A 17,725-nucleotide genomic window follows, 5' to 3' on the forward strand; every position below is an offset into this window, starting at 1 on the left:
AATGAACCTCGACCTGCTCAGCCGCCAACTTATCGACCGCTTCCAGCACGGCATGCCGTTGTGCCCGGAACCTTACAAGGAGATGGCCCGGATTCTCGGTTGCCGCGAGGCCCAGGTGATGGATTGTCTGGAAAAAATGGCTCAGGCCGGCCCCCTCTCACGCATCGGCCCGGTGTTCGAACACAGCCGCGCCGGGGCCAGCACCCTCGCCGCCTTCGCCGTGCCCGCCGAACGTCTGCAACAGGTCGCCGAGCGCGTCAGCCAGTATCCCGAGGTCAATCACAACTACGCACGGGAGCATTTCTACAACCTGTGGTTTGTGCTGACCGGGCCTGATCGCCCCCACATCGAACGTGTTCTCGAAGCACTTGAGAACGAAACCGGCCTTGTTCCGCTGGATCTGCCGATGTTGACCGCTTACCGCATCGACCTCGGTTTTGCCTTGGGAGAAGGCCCATGAAGACGGGATTGAGCCCCGAACAGACACAAGCCTTACGAAGGCACCTGGAAGACGGATTACCGCGTGTTTCGCGCCCCTATCAAACCCTCGCGGAACGGATAAACGCCGACGAAAACCAGGTGCTCGCGCAGATGCACCAGTGGCACGAACAGGGGCTGTTTCGCCGGGTCGGCCTGGTGCTCAACCATCGCGCCCTGGGCTTTACCGCCAACGCCATGCTGGTGCTGGATGTTCCGGACGCGCTGATCGACGAAGTCGGCCAGCGCCTGGGGCGAGCGTCCGGTATCACCCTCTGCTATCAACGGCCACGGCGCCTGCCGCAGTGGCGCTACAACCTGTTCTGCATGGTTCACGGACGCCAACGCGCGCAGGTCGAGGCGCAGATCCAGGCGTTGCTGGGAGAACACTTGCTGAGTGACCTGCCCCATCAACTGCTGTTCAGCACCCATGCCTTCAAACAATGCGGCGGACGCTTTGTCGCCTCCTCAACGGGAACCAAGCCCCATGGATGATCTTGACCGTCGGTTGATCAACCGCTTGCAACTGGGCCTGCCACTGGTGCGTAACCCCTGGCAGGCGCTGGCCAGCGAACTGGACAGCAGCAGCCCTGAATTGCTCCACCGCCTCCACGAACTGCTCTGTGAAGGAATACTCACGCGCTTCGGTCCGATGTTCGACATCGAACGCCTCGGTGGCGCCTTCACCCTCGCGGCGCTGGCAGTGCCGGAAGAACGGTTCGAAGAGGTCGCCGAGCAACTGCATGCCCTGCCTGAAGTGGCGCACAACTATCGACGCGAACACGCCTGGAACATGTGGTTCGTGCTCGCCTGCGCGACCGAACAAGACGTCACCGAAACCTTGCAATACATCGAAACCCTGACCGGTTTGCCGCTGCTCAACTTGCCTAAAGAGGAGACTTACCATGTCGGTCTGTACTTCCCGGTCTGAAGACACCCTGGCACACCGGCTGATTGAACTGACCCAGGCCGGCCTGCCGCTGCTGAATGACCCGTGGGCCTGGCTCGCCGAACAGCTGGACCTGAGCATCGAATCCACCCTGGATCTGCTCAAGCGCTTGCAGGCCGAGGGCGCGATCCGGCGCATTGCCGCCGTCCCCAACCACTATCGCCTCGGCTATCGCTACAACGGCATGACCGTTTGGGATGTGCGCGACACCGACATGCCGCGCCTCGGCGCGCTGATCGGCGCACAGCCTTTTGTCAGCCACTGTTATCGACGCCCGCGACGAACCGCGTGGCGCTACAACCTGTTCGCCATGGTGCACGGTCGCAGCCGCGAGGAAATCGACAGCTACCGCGAACACCTGCGCTACTTACTGGGCGACGCCTGTGTCGCCGACGAGATGCTGGTGAGCAGTCGCATCCTGAAAAAAACCGGTTTACGGCTACCGCCAGTGCCACGCTGAACACGCGCTGGTTCAAGGAGAGTTGCATGTTGAGGATCAGCCAATACCTGCGTGCCCTGACCGGCCAGGTGCCCGCCCCCAGAACCAGCCCACCGGGCAGCAACCGGCCGCCGGTGGTGATCTGGAACCTGCTCAGGCGCTGCAACCTGACCTGCAAGCACTGCTACGCCACGTCCGCCGACAGCGTCTTTCGCGACGAACTGGATACGCCCGCCGCACTGAACGTGATCGACGATCTGCACGATGCCGGCGTGAAGGTATTGATTCTTTCCGGCGGTGAACCCCTGCTGCGTGACGATCTGTTTGTGCTCAGCGCCTACGCCCGCGCCAAGGGTTTCTTCGTGGCGTTGTCCACCAACGGCACGTTGATCGATGAGCAGAACATCGCGCAGATCCGCGCAGCGAATTTCGACTATGTCGGGATCAGCATCGATGGCCTGGAAGCCACCCATGACGCCTTCCGCCAATTGAAGGGCAGCTTCGCCAGTTCCATGCGGGCGATCCGGCTCTGTCGCGAACAGGGCATTCGCGTCGGCCTGCGCACCACCCTGACCCAGGAGAATCATGCGCAGCTGCCGCAATTACTGGCACTGATGCGCGAATACGACGTGCAGAAGTTTTATCTGTCGCACCTCAACTACAGCGGTCGCGGCAAACGCAGCCGCCAGCTCGACGCCCGGCAGCAGATGAGCCGCGAGGCGATGACGCTGATCTTCGAACGGGCCTGGGAAGATATCCAGCACGGTCGCGACAGCGATTTTGTCAGCGGCAACAACGATGCCGACGCGATTCTCCTGCTGCAATGGGTAGGCCTGCATCTACCCGAGCATTACCGGCGCCTGGAACACATGCTCCGCGCCTGGGGCGGCAATGCCTCGGGCAGCGGCATCGCCAACATCGACAACACCGGCGAAGTTCACCCCGACACCTATTGGTGGCAGCACTCGGTGGGCAATGTCCGGCACACACCGTTTCGCACGCTGTGGCTGGACCGCCCGGACGCCTTGTTGCAGCAACTGCGCGCGCATCCTCGCGCCGTGGGTGGCCGTTGTGGCCAATGCCGCTGGCTCAGCATCTGCAACGGCAATACCCGCACCCGCGCCTGGGCCGAAGGTGATCTCTGGGGCCAGGACCCCGGATGCCACCTCAGCGATGAAGAAATCGGCATACCACCATTAACGACCATCCCTTGCGTCATGCACTGAAGCACCCGCCTGGCGAGCCATCTGACAAAGGATGGGGCCGGCCCACCTGATGAAGTACCAAGGACGTCCCATGCATCCATCGATTATTTTACCGGCTGCACTTGAGTCCCCGTTCAGACCGGGCGAAGTCGCCCTGGTCGGCGCTGGCCCCGGCGATCCACGCTTGCTGACCCTGCGCGCCTGGAGCCTGTTGATGCAAGCCGACGCCGTGGTTTACGACCGCCTGATCAGCCCCGAGCTGCTGGCATTGATCCCCCTCACCTGCGCCCGGCATTACGTCGGCAAGGCCAGCGGCTGCCACAGCCTGCCTCAGGATCAGATCAACGAACTACTCGCCGACCTCGCCGATCTGGGGCAGCGTGTGGTCCGGCTCAAGGGTGGCGACCCGTTCATCTTCGGCCGTGGCGCCGAGGAGCTGGAGTATCTGCTGCAACGCAACATTGACTGCCAGGTGGTCCCCGGCATTACTGCCGCCTCCGGGTGTAGCGCTTACGCTGGCATTCCGTTGACCCATCGGGATCTGGTCAACTCCTGTCGATTCATCACCGGGCACTTGCAACACGATGGTGAGTTGCAATTACCCTGGAGCAGCCTCGTCGACAGCAGTCAGACCCTGGTGTTTTACATGGGGTTGTCAAATCTCGGGATTATCGCCCAGCGCTTGATCGAAGCCGGAATGCCCGCCGAGACACCGGCGGCGCTGATCAGCAATGGCACGCGTCCCGACCAGCACGTTGCCCGAGGCAGGCTGCACCAATTGCCGACCCTGGCGCGGGAATGCCCACCTGGCATTCCGACGCTTGCGGTGATCGGCAAAGTGGTCGATCTGTTCGCTGCCCAACAGCAGCAATACCCGGCGCGTTTTTCCTCCGCCCCAGCGCTGCAACGCCAGCGCAAGGTGGCGATATGAGGCGCATGGTGCTTGCCCCATTGTTATGGATCGGCGCGGCTCATGCCGGTACAGCGGTTCCGCCCAACGACACGGCCGCCAATCTCTACCAACAGCATTGCCAGAGCTGCCATGGCGCCAATCGTCTCGGCGGTACGGGACCGGCCTTGCTGCCGGAAAGCCTGAGCCGGATCAAACCCGACGAAATCCGCAGCGTGATCCAGGACGGTCGTCCCGCGAGTCAGATGAGCGGGTATGCCAACGTGTTCAACGCCACGCAGATCGACGCGCTGGTGGACTACCTCCAGCAACCACCCGCCACCCCACCCACCTGGAGCAACGATGACATTCGCGGCAGTCATTCGGTTCTCGCCGATATCAACAAACTGCCCGACACGCCCCAGCATCGCGCCGATCCACTGAACCTGTTTGTGGTGGTGGAAGCCGGTGATCATCACATCGACATCCTCGACGGCGACCGCCTTGAAGTGCTTGCACGGTTCGCTTCGCACTTTGCAGTGCATGGCGGGCCGAAGTTTTCGCCGGACGGACGCTTCGTCTACGTGGCCTCTCGCGATGGCTGGATCAGCCTGTATGACTTGCATAACCTGAAACTGATCGCCGAGGTCCGCGCCGGGCTCAACACCCGCAACCTTGCGGTGAGTAAGGACGGCCGATGGGTGCTGGTGGGCAACTACTTGCCGGGCAACCTGGTGGTGCTCGATGCCCGTGATCTGTCATTGGTCAAAACCATTCCGGCGATCGGCCAGGACGGCACCGCGTCACGGGTCAGCGCGGTCTATACCGCACCGCCACGGGACAGCTTCATCGTGGCGCTCAAGGACGTGAAGGAAGTCTGGGAACTGCCCTGCACCGGCACACCGGATTTCGAACCGCGACGGATCCACGCCGAAGATATGCTGGACGACTTTTCCTTCTCACCGGACTACAAGCAACTGCTGGCCACGTCGCGCAAGGCCAAGGGCGGTCAGGTGATCGACCTCGACAGTGGCAAGGTGGTCACCGACATTCCACTGCCGGGCATGCCGCACCTGGGGTCCGGGACCTACTGGAAACGTAACGGTGAGTGGGTGTTCGCCACGCCGAACATCAGCAAGGGCCTGATCTCGGTCATCGACTTCAAGACCTGGAAACTGCTCAAGGAAATACCGACCCTGGGGCCGGGCTTCTTCATGCGCAGCCACGTCAACTCGCGGTATGCCTGGACCGACGTGTTCTTCGGCCCCGACAACGATGCGATCCACCTGATCGACAAACAGACCCTGGAAATCGCTCACACCCTGCGCCCGATGCCCGGAAAGACCGCCGCCCACGTCGAATTCACCCGCGACGGTCGCTACCTGCTGCTGAGTATCTGGGCCACTGACGGTGCGCTGATCGTCTACGACAGCAACACCCTCAAGGAGGTCAAACGCCTGCCGATGAACAAGCCGTCGGGTAAGTACAACGTGGGCAATAAAATCGAGTTTGCCGAGGGTACGTCGCACTAGATTTTGTGTCTGAACATCGAAATACACATCGCACTTGTGGCGAGGGAGCTTGCTCCCGCTGGGGCGCGAAGCGGCCCTAAAAGCAGTCACTGCGTACATTCAGATTAAACGCAGGTGCTGATTTTACGACTGCTACGCAGCCGAGCGGGAGCAAGCTCCCTCGCCACAGGGTTTGTGTTCACCTCTTCAGCTCAGGGTATAACCGTTATCGACTTTCCAGTCCTGACCATAAACACCCCGCGCGCCTTGAGACAGCTGAAAAACAATCACGTTGGCCACCGCAGACGCATCGAGGAAATGACCGGGCAGCAGACGTTTGCCGAGGGTGCCGGCAACGTCGTCGAGTTCCCCGTCGCTCAACCCCAGGTTGTCCCACATCGAGGTCGCGGTCGGCCCCGGGGAGACCAGATTGATGCGCACGTCATAACGCGCGAATTCCACCGCCAACGTGCGCGCCTGCGCCGCCAGCGCGGCCTTGCTGGCAATGCAGGCGGCCAGACCGGGAAAACTCGAGCCGGTCAGGAAGCTGCCGACAAACACCACCGAAGCCGGACTCGCCAACTCCCCGCGTAACGCTGCCAGGGTATTCAACGCCCCGGCGCCGTTGACCGCCCACTGACGCTGGAAGGCCGGCATGTCGAGGCTATCGGCCATTTCGGCGATACCCGCGTTGGGCACCAGATAATCCACCTGGCCCAGTGTCGATGCACGTTGGGCCAGCGCCTGCAGGTCATCCTGACAGGTCACGTCACCGGCACACCATTGCAAGCGCTCGCCATAGATCTGCTGCAAGGCCGGCAGTTCCCCGATTTTCCGTGACATCGCCAGCACCTTGACCCCGCGCGGCAACAGCGCCGCACACAGGGCCAGGCCTATCCCGGAACTGGCACCCGTGACCACCGCCAAACGATCCTGAAACTCGGTTCTCATCATTTCCTCCTGGCATCGCGGACGCCAGCACTGGGGACTTCAAACGGTACGTGAAAACCGGCCTTTTTGATCAGCGCCCAAATAGGCATCAAACGCCATCGCGGCGCTGCGCATCATCAAATGCCCGTGGGGCAACAACACCAACGCGTCTTTGTGAATCTGCAGCAAGCCATCGCGAACATGCTCGTCCAGTTGCATCAGCGCATCGGCAAAGTAATCGGTAAAGCAGATGTCATGACCCGCTTCAAACTTGCCGAAGTCGATCCGGCCGTGGCACATCAGATCGCTGATCACTTCACGGCGCAGACGATCATCGGCGCTCAACCGGTAACCCCGATGCACAGGCAACAAGCCTTGATCAATGCGGGCGTAGTACTGCGATAGCTCCTTGACGCTCTGGCTGTAGCTGTCGCCGACCTTGCCGATGGAGGACACCCCGAGACCGATCAAATCGCAGTCGGAATGGGTGGAATAACCCTGGAAATTGCGTTGCAACGTGCCATTGGCCCGGGCCAACGCCAACTCATCGTCCGGCAAGGCAAAATGGTCCATGCCGATATAGATATAACCGGCCTCAGTCAGACGACGGACAGTCAGTTCAAGCAATTCCAGTTTGCGCTCCGGTGGCGGCATGTCGGCCGAACGAATCAGCCGTTGTGCGCGCACCAGTTCCGGCAGATGGGCGTAGCTGTAGGCGGCAATCCGGTCCGGACGCAGCGCGATGATTTTGCCGAGGGTGACATCGAAACTCTGCACGGTTTGCAATGGCAGGCCGTAAATCAGATCGACACTGATCGATTTGAATCGCGCCTGGCGCGCCGCAGCGACCAGCGCATGGATTTGCTCTTCACTTTGCTGCCGATTGACCGCTGCCTGCACGTCGGGATCGAAGTCCTGTACGCCAAAGCTCAAACGATTGAACCCCAACTGACGCAACAACTGGATCTGTTGCGTACTGATGGTGCGAGGGTCGACCTCGATGGAAAACTCATGGTCATCGCTGTCGTCCATGTCGAATGCCTGGTGCAGGCAGTCCATAAGGTCAGCCAGTTGTTCGCCGGTCAAATAGGTCGGCGTGCCACCTCCCAGGTGCAGTTGCGTGAGTTTGCGGGTGCGGTCGAACAAGGCAGCCTGCATCACGATTTCGCGCTTGAGGTACGTCAGGTACTCGACGGCGCGGTGGGTTTTCTGGGTAATGATTTTGTTGCAGGCGCAGTAGTAACAAAGGCTCTTGCAGAACGGGATGTGGATGTACACCGACAGCGATTTTGGCGTTGTCGCCTGGTTGCTGTCCGAGGCCGCACGCTGATAGTCATCGACGGCGAACGCCTGATGAAACTGCGGCGCGGTCGGGTAAGAGGTATAGCGCGGCCCCGGGAGGTCATACTTTTCGACCAGGGCACGATTGAAATCAAATGAAGTTGTCATGATCAATCCATTCGTAATGGGGTTCATGCCCCGCACCGTCCGAATCCTTTTCAAACAGGTTGCAGACGGCATCCACGTGCGGCCGACCGGCCGGAAGAATGCTGATGAAACGGTCAGACAGTTCAATCAACCCGTCACGGCTCAATTGCTCAAGCACAGGCCAGGCGGTGAAAAAGTACTGGCGAAAAATGACTCCATGACGCCTCTCGATTGCCTGGATATCCAGCTCCAGATCACACGCCAGGCGTTCCATGACCATGTGCCTGACCTGATCCCCTTCCTCACAGCGCCAGCCACGACTCGTCGGCAGTTGGTCCATGTCCAGTTGCTGCTGGTACCGTTCCAGTTCGTCGGTGTTTTGCGCATACAAACCGTCGATCTGACTGATAGCGCCCAAACCGAACCCGATATGGTCGCAATGCCCGTGACGGGTAAACCCCTCACAATTGCGACGTAATCGGCCGCGCTCCTGAGCAATCGCCAAATCGTCATCGGGTCGGACAAACTGCCCCAGGCCAATGTAGTGATAACCGGCGCCGATCAACTGTTCAAAGCAGATCCGGCGCATGGCGCCTTTATCTTCCTCGCTGCAAAACGCCCCGATTGTGTCTGCAGTCTTTGGCCGATAGCGTTGGGGTGGCCGGGCATAGTCAAACACCAGCAGCCGGTCCGGCTCCAGTTCGATGATGGTCGCCAGTTTCAGCGCAAAACTTTCTGGCGTCTGCCAGGTATGGCCATAACCCAGATCGACATTGATGGATCGATAGCCGAAGGTCCGAGCGGCATCGATAAGCGAATGGATCGGTGCCGGATTCTGGTAGCAGGCCACCGACATCGCACGGTCGGCACCGATGTCCGGAACGCCGATGCTGACATGGTTGAACCCCAGGTCACGCAGCATGCCCATGGTCGACCAATCCGTATGGTGAAGGTCCACTTCTATGCTGTAGTCACCGCACTCATGTCCAAGAAAGTTGAATCGGCCACGAAGGTGATTCATCAGCCGTCTCAGTTGGGCGATGGCGGGTGTTCCGCCCCCCAGATGGAACTGCTCGACCCGCTGCCCGGCTCCCAGATGACAACCGACGAGGTCGATCTCATGTTGCAGACGCTGAAGATAGTGTTCGACACCACTGTGCTCGCATGAAGTTTCGCGAGGGGACCACAAGGCACGCTTGAGGTTAGAAGGCAGTTGCACGTTCAGCGACAGCGGACGGCACTTCTGACGGCTGACGCGCAATGCACGATGCAAATCCAGAGAGCCGATGCCGTCGTGAAATTTTTCAGTGTCGACATGGCCGTTGGGGTCGAGCACGCCTTGATCGCACCGGACGTTCAGCTCTCCAGGGCTGTGAAACGAATTGAGCATAACGGGTCTCCGAGACTGGCTGCGGACCGCCAGTGTCGGAGCCTGGCGACCCATGCTCCTTGATTTGCATCAAGCGCGAGCAAAGTGCTTGTCGCGCAACGGACACCAGGCATGCCCAGTCACCACGTCAGGTAAAACATCCACTTGGCCAACAGCACAATGACAACCATGTGGCAGAACAGGCTGCCATGGATGAAATGCAGGTATCGAGCACTCATCCGGCCACTTTTGAACAAAAACATGGCGACCAGGAAATGCAGCAGTACGCTGACGGCCACCACGATTTTCAACATCAGCAACGTGCCAAACGATGAGGCCATTGGTGTGGCAAGGACCGGTAAATAGCGCAGCCAGACCATCCCCAACCCGGCACCGAACAACACCAGCAAGACCCATGGAATCAAGGTGCGTGCACGTCGACCGACACCCTGCTCGACCAGTAACATGACCTTGACCGGCAGTTGTTTGCGGATACTTTCAAGGAACAGGACTTCGAAGAATACCGTGCCGATGAAAATCATCGCGGCAAACAGGTGCAATGTCAGAAACAGCGGATAGAGCATGGGATTCTCGCTCTCAATACAGCTGAACACGTTCCACTCACCGCGAGGGAAACGTCACTCCCATCGTTGCGCCGCCTCGCGATCACTGTGGCGAGCCTCGACCCAATGGGAACTCTCGGCCACCTGTTCTTTCTTCCAGAATGGCGCTCGGGTTTTCAGGTAATCCATTACAAACGCACAGGCATCAAAAGCCGCTTGACGATGACTGCTGCTGACGCCGACAAAGACAATGGGGTCTCCCGGTTGCAGCGCGCCGATTCGATGGATCAGCACCAGTCCGAGCAACGGCCAGCGCTGTCGGGCTTCGTCGGCGATCTTGCCCAGGACCTTTTCGGTCATACCGGGGTAATGCTCAAGAAACATCCCGGCGACTTCTTGTCCGACGTTGGTGTCACGTACATACCCGACAAAACTCACCACGGCACCGACATTCAGGCTCAAAGCCTGCAGGGCATTGATTTCGGTGCCGGGTTCGAAGCGCTCTGTCTGCACTCGAATCATCGAATCACCCTCCCGTTACGGTTGGGAAAAAACCCACTTCATCACCGTCTATCAACGGCTCATCGAGCCCACACATGTCCTGATTGCGGGCACACATGAGGTTCTGTTCGGCCAGCACCTGCCAGACGCCAGACCGATGTATCAGGTGCTGACGCAACTGATCGACAGAAGTGAAATCACCTTCAATCGTTTCATCGTCCAGGCCAAGCGTTTCGCGGTACCGCGAGAAATACAAAACATTCAGCTTCATTGTTGCGGCGCCTGATACCGGCCACTCTTACCACCCTGTTTCTCCAACAGCCGCACCGATTCGATACTCATGCCCCGGTCCACGGCCTTGCACATGTCATACAGGGTCAAGGCCGCCACACTGGCGGCGGTCAGTGCCTCCATCTCGACGCCGGTCTGTCCGGACAGCTTGCACCGAGAAACAATGCGTACGCGTTGGTCACCTTCAAAACTCAACTCAACGTTAACACTGCTCAGAAGCAGCGGATGACAGAGCGGAATCAACTCGCTCGTGCGTTTGGCCGCCTGAATGCCGGCGATCCGCGCTACCGCAAATACATCACCTTTAGGGTGAGCACCACTGGCAATCAGTTGTCGGGTCTCGGCAAGCATATGAACCCATGCCTCAGCCACGGCTTCTCGGGACGTCACGCATTTATCCGTAACATCGACCATTCGCACGCGTCCCAGTGAGTCGAGGTGAGTCAGCATCAATTCAGTCATGAGCAATAAGCCTTGCGCTACCAACAGTCGGTTTCAGCGCAGAATACAGCGCAGGCCGACACAGGCGGTTGACGTCAATCAAGTAATCCAGACAAGGCCATTCCTACAACCTTGCGTAAACCTGGATGTCGAGGACGGACCTGGAAAAAAATCTAAGCGGGACCCGATTTCCAACGAGCAAAATTTATGTAACTCATTGTTGTTAAATATAATTTTAAAAAAATCACTCACATTTTCCTGGCGTCTGCCGATGGCTTTTTTACCGGACCCAGGGAGCTGCAGGAATGAGGAACAACCAACCCGTTACGCAACGTGAGGTCGCGCTTGCACCTCAACAGAAACTCATCTCGACAACAGATGCTCGAGGAGTCATCACTTACTGCAATGACGCCTTCGTAGAAATCAGTGGCTTCGACAGAGCCGACCTGATTGGCGCACCGCAAAATATCGTCCGCCATCCCGATGTGCCTCCTGCTGTATTCGCCCATATGTGGGGCGCTCTTAAGCAAGGCAACCCGTGGATGGGCATTGTCAAAAACCGCTCCAGAAACGGTGACCATTACTGGGTCAATGCCTACGTCACACCGATTTTCGAAGGCAGCCAAGTGGTTGGCTATGAATCAGTCAGGGTCAAACCCACTGCCGAACAAGTTCACCGCGCCGAATCCCTCTACAAGCGCATCAGTCAGGGCAAGGCGGCCATCCCCGCGCGTGACAAGTGGCAACCGGCCCTGCTTGGCTGGTTGCCATTCCTGGTTATGGGCTTGGCGGGGGCTTTGAGTGGTGTCTTACTCAACACCTTCGTGGCCATTGCCATCACCGCAGCAGTCTCTGCACCGCTCGGACTGATCGTCACGCGCTGGCAAAAACAGGGGACATTGCGCTTGCTACAGATGGCTGAACCCTCCACCTCCGATCAACTGATCGCGAAAATGTACAGCGACGAGTGTGGCCCTCAGGCACGCCTTGAAACGGCCTTTGTGAGCCAGGCCGCGCGCCTGAAGACCTGTCTTACACGTCTGCAGGACACCGCGGAGCAACTCAGCGGACTAGCCGGGAGGTCCGATGTATTGGCCGCCGACAGCTCACGGGGTCTTGATCGCCAGCGTGTCGAGACCGAACAAGTGTCCGCAGCGGTCAATCAGATGGCGGCGACCACACAAGAAGTCGCCAGCCATGTCCAACGCACCGCTGACGCCTCCCAAGAAGCTAACTTGCTGACCGGACGCGGACGCGATGTGGCCCGAGATACCCGCGAAGCGATCCAGCGACTGTCCGCAGTGGTTGGCGAAACCGGGCAGACGGTCGCGCAGTTGGCCAAGGACAGCAATGAAATCGGAACCGTGGTCGATGTCATCAAAGGCATTGCCGATCAAACCAACCTACTGGCCTTGAATGCCGCGATCGAAGCTGCGCGCGCTGGTGATATGGGGCGAGGCTTCGCCGTGGTGGCGGACGAGGTGCGTCAGTTGGCGCAGCGCACCTCTGAATCCACGACGCAAATCCATGGCCTGATAACCAAGCTCCAGATGTCTTCCGATAACGCCGTGCAAACAATGGAAAGTGGTCGCCGTCAGGCCGAAGAAGGTGTGACGTGGGTGCTTGAAGCAGACAAAGCGTTGGTAGGTATCAGTGAAGCGGTCGCCAATATCACTGATATGACAACCCAAATTGCAGCAGCCACTGAAGAGCAAACCGCCGTTGCAGAGGAAATCAGCCGTAATATCACCACCATCGCGCACCTGGCAGATCAGACATCAGAGCAGGCCCATCATTCGGCAGAGTTAAGCAAGGAATTGACCCGGACGGCTAATACTCAGTATTCATTGGTCGAGCGCTTTAATCGATGACTAGAGGTGTTTGAGCTGACCGAAGAAGCTCGCAGTTGACCGGCGAAAATACGCGAGAGCACCGACCTCAAGTGGTTTGCGCCACAATCGGCATGGGGACGGCCTTCATAGGTCGTTCCCCTGCCACACTACCCGGCTCATCGAGATTGGCACCATGGTTCATGCCAGATGCAAGTTTTCTCTCTTGCTGAATGCCGAGCGTGCCATGCCACAGTCCATCAAAAATGCTGAAGCGAAATTCCGTCGTCCGGTGCTGGCCACTCTGGTGGTTTCTCTGGTCACCAGTTGGGTGAGCAGCAGAAAAATCGCCGATGCCTTTTTTGCCGCAGGTCGACACAGCAGCGTTTTACCGTACGCCAAGTCATTAATGCCCGGGCATTGGACTGCGTGGACGTTTTACATCGCGTTTTCGCCTTACCGCGTCAGGGCTGGTAATACAGCTCGATTGAGGCAATCGGGGCGTACGCAGTAATAGACTGATTTCCTCTGCGCTGACCGCTCTGCTGAAAAAGTGGCCCTGAATTTCATCGCAGCCGTTTTCACGCAGGAAGGTTTGCTGCTCTTCGGTTTCGACACCTTCGGCTATGACCTTGAGGTTCAGTTGGTGCCCCAACGAAATCACTGCGGTAGCGATGGCTTTGTCGTTCTCGTTGTCGGGCAGATCGTGCACGAAAGACTGGTCGATCTTGAGTCTTGCGATGGGGAAGCTTTTCAATGCCGCGAGGCTGGAGTAGCCGGTGCCGAAGTCGTCGATCGACAGACTGATCCCCATTGATTGCAATTCCTTCATTTTGCTGATGGCTTGCTGAAGGTCTTGCATGATCAGACTTTCGGTCAGCTCCAGCTCAAGGTACATCGGGTCCAGACCGGTCTCTTGCAAGGCATGCCTCACCCGGTCGATCAGGTCCCTTTCGATGAACTGGCGTGCTGAAATATTCACCGACATGGTGATCGGCGGCCAGCCCGCATCCTGCCAGTCCTTGTTCTGTCTACACGCGGTATGAATCACCCAATCGCCTATGGGCACGATCAACCCGGTCTCTTCGGCCTGCGGAATGAATTTGACTGGAGACACCATGCCGAGTTCGGGATGCTGCCAGCGGATCAGTGCTTCTACGCCGATAATCTGACCTGACTGCAAATCCACCTGTGGCTGGTACAGCAGCAGGAACTCGTCATGGTTGAGTGCGTTTCGTAGCCCGTCTTGCATGGCGAGCTTGCCCTGATCCTTGTTATTCATCTCGCTCGTATAGAACTGGTAACTGTTGCGACCCAGTTCCTTGGCCCGGTACATGGCGGCGTCCGCATTGCTGAGCAACGTGTCGGTATCGCTGCCGTCGGCTGGGTAGGTGGCCAACCCCATGCTGCAGGTGACGTGGAGTGTATGCCCGCTGAGCTGAATCGGCTGCAGGATGGCTTCCTGGATCTTGTGCAGGGCTGGAGTAACGCCGTCGAGGTCTGAGGGCTGGTCGAACAGGATGATCACAAACTCGTCGCCACCCAGTCGCACGACGGTGTCGGTGCGGCGCACACACTCCTGCATGCGCTGGGCGACGGTTTTCAGCAGTACGTCTCCAGCGCTGTGCCCAAGGCTGTCATTCACCAGTTTGAATTTGTCCAGATCGAGAAACACCACCGTCACCAGCCGGCTGTAGCGCTGGGCATAAAGTATTGCCTGCTTGAGACGGTCTTCGAGCAGTGTGCGATTCGGCAGCCCGGTCAGTGCGTCATGGTCGCCCATATAGCGAATGCGCTTTTCGGTCAGTTGGCGTTCTATCGCAATACCGGCAAGAGGTGTCGCCATGTCGATCAGTCGCGTCTCGGTCGAGCTAGGGCTGCGGACGGTGTTGGAATACAAGGCAAACGTACCCAATACCTTTCGCTCATGGGACAGAATCGGCGTCGACCAGCAGGCGCGAAATCCATAGGGCGCAGCGGCTGATCGGTACTCCTCCCACAGCGGGTCCAGCTCGATATCCGTGACGATGACCGGTTCTCGTCGATACACCGCGGTGCCGCAAGAGCCGACGTTTGGACCGATCGCAATCCCGTCAATGAGCTGGTTATAGGCTTTCGGCAAACTGGGGGCAGCCCCGTGCAGCAGGTGTTTGCCATCCTCATCCAGCACCAGGATGGACACCATCATCCCCTCCAGTTGGGACTCGACCAGGTGAGCCAGACTCTCGAGGACTTCTGCAAGCTCGGTGCTCCTGGCGATCAGCTCCAGGACATGACCTTGTCCGGCACGGATGATGGCTTCTTGCTCTAATCGGTTGTTTTGCAGGGCGAGCCGCTCTGTGGCGATACTCAATTGGACCGTCTTTTTTTCCAGCTGAAGACGGTCTTTGAGGAATTGATTCACCGCGCGAGCCATGTTGCCGATCTCGTCTTTCCCATGTTCCACCATCATCAAATGCGTTTTGTCAGTGCGTTCCTGACGCAATTGCCGGCTTATTTCATTCAGGCGCACAAGCACATGACGGCCCATGAAGACCCGGGTCACGAACCAGGCGAACACCAGGCTGGCGCCCAACATGATCAGCACCCATTGCTGGCTACGATTTGAGGCCTCGACCAGGCGCTGCACGGCTTCGCGATAGTCTTCGGTGTAAGCACTGGATTGCGCACGGGCCACCGCGACCAGAACCCCGGCCTCATTCTTCAACTCCTCATTGAAGCGCTGGATGACGCTGTGCTGATTGATGAGTCTCAGGCGCAGGGAGAAGAGATCGGGCGTTTCCCCATCAGCGTCGGGTAACTTGCCAGCGGCGCGTGACAGGCGCTCATATCGGATCCGCAGCCGTTGCACGGCATCACTGTCATTAGCCTGCGGCAGATCGAAAAGTAACACCGCCAGTTCCAGGCTGGACCGGGACTTGGTCGCGGTTAACCGGGCAGCGTGATCCTCCAGGGCTTGCTCGAAGGTGACCTCGGTCTGCAACAGGCTTTCTCGCAGTTGCGCAACGATGTTGGCGGTATTGCGGAACATCTGACTCGACTGATGCATGTCGAGTATCGCCTCGCCACTGTTCGCGGCAGTCAGCTCCTGCACCAGTTGATCAAGGGCTTCAAGCTGTTCGACGGTCGCCGCATAGCTTGAACGCAGGGCGTCGGGGGAACGGGTTGTCAGAAGCTGATCGGTCTGGCGTTCGATCAGCAAGGTCCGCTGCACCATGTCTTGCCCATTTTGCATGCGCACCAGTCGTTCATCCGTCAGCTGGCGGGTGGCGCTGTTTGACGTGCGCAACGCGTAGACCGCTGTGGCACCACCCGCCAGGATCAGCAGCGCCAGCGTCAGGAACGCCAGTGTGAACTGTGCGCGCAACGACTGCGGCAATAGCCGGCGTCCGAGCCGGGAAATAACGTCCAATGTCAGGGATTCCATTGGTGGCGATAAATGTCTCGATAACCATTGTCAGGGTCGTACTGGAATTTCTTCCCGCCGTCGAAAGCAATATTGTCGGCATTGACCAAGTGAATCGGTGCTACGAAGCCGCTCACCGGCTGCCCTGCAAACAACCGGTTCAATTCATCCATCACTTGCCAGCCATGCAGGTTGAGCGGCTCGGCCACGGTGACGGTCTGGTAGGTTTTTGCCTGTATGCGCAAGAAAGCCGAGGCGCTGCCATCACCGGCAGATAACAGACTGATGCCGTCACTGGGCATTGCGGCGTTGGTCAATGAGGCAATCGAGTAGTCGAAATAGATATCGTTGATGGCCAGCGTGTGGGTCCAGCGCTTGCCATAGCGCTGAAGCAGCTCCTTGGTGAGCGCCGGCATCTTCTCGCCACTTTCGGAGATCGCCACATCGCGCACTTCCAGCAACGTACATTCTCGACAGGCCCGAATGACGTTTTCCATGGCCTTGGCTTTCGCCATGGCGATGCTGTACTTGGAGTCGGTCAGGATGACCACGCCGGCGTGTCCGTTTGACTGTGCCACTGCCGCCATGGCCGTGAGGCGAGCCACTTCGAGCGGGTCGGTCGTGACGTTCATGGCCACCGGCGTGCCGTCAATCGGCCCGGGGCGTGCCCCGGCGTGCCAGCCAACCACCGGCACATCCCTGTTGGCGAAGAGGATCAGCGCCGCATTGTTCTCAAGGGCATCGGAACCGCACAGAATGAGGCCGTCGGGTTTCTCTGCCAGCGCATCGGAGAAGGCCTTTGCGCGCCCGGCCGATGATCCAGCGCCATCGAATATCTTCAGCGTCCAGCCCATCGCCTTGGCTGCCTCGCGAGCGCCCTGCGCGACACCGACGATGCCTCCGTTACGCAAATCCTCTGCGACAAGGGCGATGCTCTTGCCCCGCTGGGCTTTCGGGCCGGACTCAGGGCCGCTCCAGCGAACGGCTTCAAGGGTGGCCCTGGAAACGATTTCCTGCGCTTGAATCACCGTTACCGTGGCGTTTTCGATACCTGCCGCGGTTGGCAGGTTCTGGCCGTATCCGGGTGTTGCCGTGAAAAGACAGAAAACCGTAATTGAAGCCATCCGGAGTAGCCAGGGCCTGAGTAACCAGGGCCCGATCAGACAGGTTCGATCACCGTATGTAATGCCGGGTGTGGAGCCGATGGCGCGATCATAGTCTGGCATGGCGTCCCTTTTTGCCAAGAGTGCAGCGTTCACTATCCGAAAGGATAGTCGGTTCTGCTGTCATCAGGTCTTCGGTGGTTAAAAGTGCGCGAACTTTAGTTTTACAGTACTCATCCTTTACGCAACTTTGAAAGATGCTCTTCATAAGCACGATTGAATTCGCGCTGAATAAATTGCGCGGGTACTCACTTTTTAGAATAAAGCCTATAACCAAAGATACTAAATAATGACCTCCGATCACCGATCTTGAAACGCCTCGGTGTTCACCCCA

The 17,725-nt window shown here is 58.6% G+C and carries 18 protein-coding genes and 1 pseudogene; 9 read left to right on the top strand and 10 right to left on the bottom strand.

All coding sequences use genetic code 11. The annotated features are described in order from the left end of the window. Position 1 precedes the first annotated feature (1 nt). The 7 genes from AC1DQM_RS05405 (at position 2) to AC1DQM_RS05435 (ending at position 5,491) form a co-directional block, all read left to right on the top strand. Complete coding sequence (locus AC1DQM_RS05405; RefSeq protein ID WP_064617206.1) at positions 2-460, top strand: Lrp/AsnC family transcriptional regulator; 459 nt, start codon at positions 2-4, stop codon at positions 458-460. Then, positions 457-972, top strand: a complete 516-nt coding sequence (ahbB, locus tag AC1DQM_RS05410) for a siroheme decarboxylase subunit beta (protein WP_138867322.1) — start codon at positions 457-459, stop codon at positions 970-972. The genes AC1DQM_RS05405 and ahbB (AC1DQM_RS05410) overlap by 4 nt, the downstream gene beginning before the upstream one ends. After that, on the top strand, positions 965-1,408 hold the full coding sequence (locus AC1DQM_RS05415; protein WP_086945734.1) for an Lrp/AsnC family transcriptional regulator: 444 nt from the start codon (positions 965-967) through the stop codon (positions 1,406-1,408). The genes ahbB (AC1DQM_RS05410) and AC1DQM_RS05415 overlap by 8 nt, the downstream gene beginning before the upstream one ends. Further along, positions 1,383-1,886, top strand: a complete 504-nt coding sequence (gene ahbB, locus AC1DQM_RS05420) for a siroheme decarboxylase subunit beta (RefSeq protein WP_138867321.1) — start codon at positions 1,383-1,385, stop codon at positions 1,884-1,886. Before AC1DQM_RS05415 ends, ahbB (AC1DQM_RS05420) begins: the two co-directional genes overlap by 26 nt. Positions 1,887-1,912: 26 nt before the next feature. Next, positions 1,913-3,091 (top strand): heme d1 biosynthesis radical SAM protein NirJ, encoded by a 1,179-nt coding sequence (gene nirJ / locus AC1DQM_RS05425; protein ID WP_138867320.1) that lies wholly within the window; start codon positions 1,913-1,915, stop codon positions 3,089-3,091. 70 nt (positions 3,092-3,161) lie between these two features. Then, entirely contained in the window at positions 3,162-4,001 is an 840-nt protein-coding gene (gene cobA / locus AC1DQM_RS05430) for a uroporphyrinogen-III C-methyltransferase (protein WP_138867319.1), read from the top strand. Next, positions 3,998-5,491: a nitrite reductase gene (locus AC1DQM_RS05435; RefSeq protein WP_138867318.1), complete on the top strand. Its 1,494-nt coding sequence runs from the start codon at positions 3,998-4,000 to the stop codon at positions 5,489-5,491. The genes cobA and AC1DQM_RS05435 overlap by 4 nt, the downstream gene beginning before the upstream one ends. 186 nt (positions 5,492-5,677) lie before the next feature. Here AC1DQM_RS05435 and AC1DQM_RS05440 read toward each other — a convergent pair whose 3' ends face one another. The 7 genes from AC1DQM_RS05440 to moaC form a co-directional block, all read right to left on the bottom strand. After that, on the bottom strand, positions 5,678-6,421 hold the full coding sequence (locus AC1DQM_RS05440; protein ID WP_018927772.1) for an SDR family NAD(P)-dependent oxidoreductase: 744 nt from the start codon (positions 6,419-6,421) through the stop codon (positions 5,678-5,680). A 39-nt stretch (positions 6,422-6,460) separates the two neighbouring features. Then, on the bottom strand, positions 6,461-7,849 hold the full coding sequence (hemN, locus tag AC1DQM_RS05445) for an oxygen-independent coproporphyrinogen III oxidase (protein WP_138867317.1): 1,389 nt from the start codon (positions 7,847-7,849) through the stop codon (positions 6,461-6,463). Beyond that, a complete protein-coding gene (locus tag AC1DQM_RS05450; RefSeq protein WP_026286546.1) occupies positions 7,833-9,218 on the bottom strand; it encodes an oxygen-independent coproporphyrinogen III oxidase in 1,386 nt (461 codons plus the stop codon). Before AC1DQM_RS05450 ends, hemN begins: the two co-directional genes overlap by 17 nt. 119 nt (positions 9,219-9,337) lie before the next feature. Beyond that, positions 9,338-9,781 (bottom strand): CopD family copper resistance protein, encoded by a 444-nt coding sequence (locus AC1DQM_RS05455; protein WP_018927767.1) that lies wholly within the window; start codon positions 9,779-9,781, stop codon positions 9,338-9,340. A 54-nt stretch (positions 9,782-9,835) separates the two neighbouring features. Further along, positions 9,836-10,282 (bottom strand): molybdopterin synthase catalytic subunit MoaE, encoded by a 447-nt coding sequence (gene moaE / locus AC1DQM_RS05460; RefSeq protein ID WP_018927766.1) that lies wholly within the window; start codon positions 10,280-10,282, stop codon positions 9,836-9,838. A 4-nt stretch (positions 10,283-10,286) separates the two neighbouring features. Next, positions 10,287-10,532: a MoaD/ThiS family protein gene (locus tag AC1DQM_RS05465; protein ID WP_018927765.1), complete on the bottom strand. Its 246-nt coding sequence runs from the start codon at positions 10,530-10,532 to the stop codon at positions 10,287-10,289. Further along, positions 10,529-11,002 (bottom strand): cyclic pyranopterin monophosphate synthase MoaC, encoded by a 474-nt coding sequence (gene moaC / locus AC1DQM_RS05470; RefSeq protein WP_138867683.1) that lies wholly within the window; start codon positions 11,000-11,002, stop codon positions 10,529-10,531. Before moaC ends, AC1DQM_RS05465 begins: the two co-directional genes overlap by 4 nt. Positions 11,003-11,298: 296 nt before the next feature. Here moaC and AC1DQM_RS05475 point away from each other — a divergent pair. Next, positions 11,299-11,571: pseudogene (locus AC1DQM_RS05475) on the top strand (PAS domain-containing protein); the annotation flags it as partial. 219 nt (positions 11,572-11,790) lie between these two features. Continuing rightward, a complete protein-coding gene (locus tag AC1DQM_RS05480) occupies positions 11,791-12,864 on the top strand; it encodes a methyl-accepting chemotaxis protein (protein WP_412548363.1) in 1,074 nt (357 codons plus the stop codon). Positions 12,865-12,931: 67 nt separating this feature from the next. On the opposite strand, the gene AC1DQM_RS05485 is transcribed toward AC1DQM_RS05480, so the two are convergent. The 3 genes from AC1DQM_RS05485 to AC1DQM_RS05495 are packed head-to-tail and all read right to left on the bottom strand — an operon-like array spanning position 12,932 to position 17,256. Further along, positions 12,932-13,201 (bottom strand): hypothetical protein, encoded by a 270-nt coding sequence (locus tag AC1DQM_RS05485; protein WP_168206163.1) that lies wholly within the window; start codon positions 13,199-13,201, stop codon positions 12,932-12,934. Between the two features lie 27 nt (positions 13,202-13,228). Further along, positions 13,229-16,249, bottom strand: coding sequence for an EAL domain-containing protein (locus AC1DQM_RS05490; RefSeq protein WP_138867315.1), 3,021 nt, complete (start codon positions 16,247-16,249; stop codon positions 13,229-13,231). Beyond that, entirely contained in the window at positions 16,237-17,256 is a 1,020-nt protein-coding gene (locus tag AC1DQM_RS05495; protein WP_018927759.1) for a substrate-binding domain-containing protein, read from the bottom strand. Before AC1DQM_RS05495 ends, AC1DQM_RS05490 begins: the two co-directional genes overlap by 13 nt. Between the last annotated feature and the right edge of the window lie 469 nt (positions 17,257-17,725).

Source organism: Pseudomonas sp. 01L34 (assembly GCF_056400265.1).

Coding starts and splice junctions, on each gene's coding strand:
- AC1DQM_RS05465 (WP_018927765.1), bottom strand. CDS start 10,532: ATGAAGCTGAATGTTTTGTATTTCTCGCGGTACCGCGAAACGCTTGGC.
- hemN (WP_138867317.1), bottom strand. CDS start 7,849: ATGACAACTTCATTTGATTTCAATCGTGCCCTGGTCGAAAAGTATGAC.
- AC1DQM_RS05490 (WP_138867315.1), bottom strand. CDS start 16,249: ATGGAATCCCTGACATTGGACGTTATTTCCCGGCTCGGACGCCGGCTA.
- moaC (WP_138867683.1), bottom strand. CDS start 11,002: ATGCTGACTCACCTCGACTCACTGGGACGCGTGCGAATGGTCGATGTT.
- AC1DQM_RS05455 (WP_018927767.1), bottom strand. CDS start 9,781: ATGCTCTATCCGCTGTTTCTGACATTGCACCTGTTTGCCGCGATGATT.
- ahbB (WP_138867321.1), top strand. CDS start 1,383: ATGTCGGTCTGTACTTCCCGGTCTGAAGACACCCTGGCACACCGGCTG.
- nirJ (WP_138867320.1), top strand. CDS start 1,913: ATGTTGAGGATCAGCCAATACCTGCGTGCCCTGACCGGCCAGGTGCCC.
- AC1DQM_RS05405 (WP_064617206.1), top strand. CDS start 2: ATGAACCTCGACCTGCTCAGCCGCCAACTTATCGACCGCTTCCAGCAC.
- AC1DQM_RS05450 (WP_026286546.1), bottom strand. CDS start 9,218: ATGCTCAATTCGTTTCACAGCCCTGGAGAGCTGAACGTCCGGTGCGAT.
- ahbB (WP_138867322.1), top strand. CDS start 457: ATGAAGACGGGATTGAGCCCCGAACAGACACAAGCCTTACGAAGGCAC.
- AC1DQM_RS05440 (WP_018927772.1), bottom strand. CDS start 6,421: ATGAGAACCGAGTTTCAGGATCGTTTGGCGGTGGTCACGGGTGCCAGT.
- moaE (WP_018927766.1), bottom strand. CDS start 10,282: ATGATTCGAGTGCAGACAGAGCGCTTCGAACCCGGCACCGAAATCAAT.
- AC1DQM_RS05415 (WP_086945734.1), top strand. CDS start 965: ATGGATGATCTTGACCGTCGGTTGATCAACCGCTTGCAACTGGGCCTG.
- AC1DQM_RS05435 (WP_138867318.1), top strand. CDS start 3,998: ATGAGGCGCATGGTGCTTGCCCCATTGTTATGGATCGGCGCGGCTCAT.
- cobA (WP_138867319.1), top strand. CDS start 3,162: ATGCATCCATCGATTATTTTACCGGCTGCACTTGAGTCCCCGTTCAGA.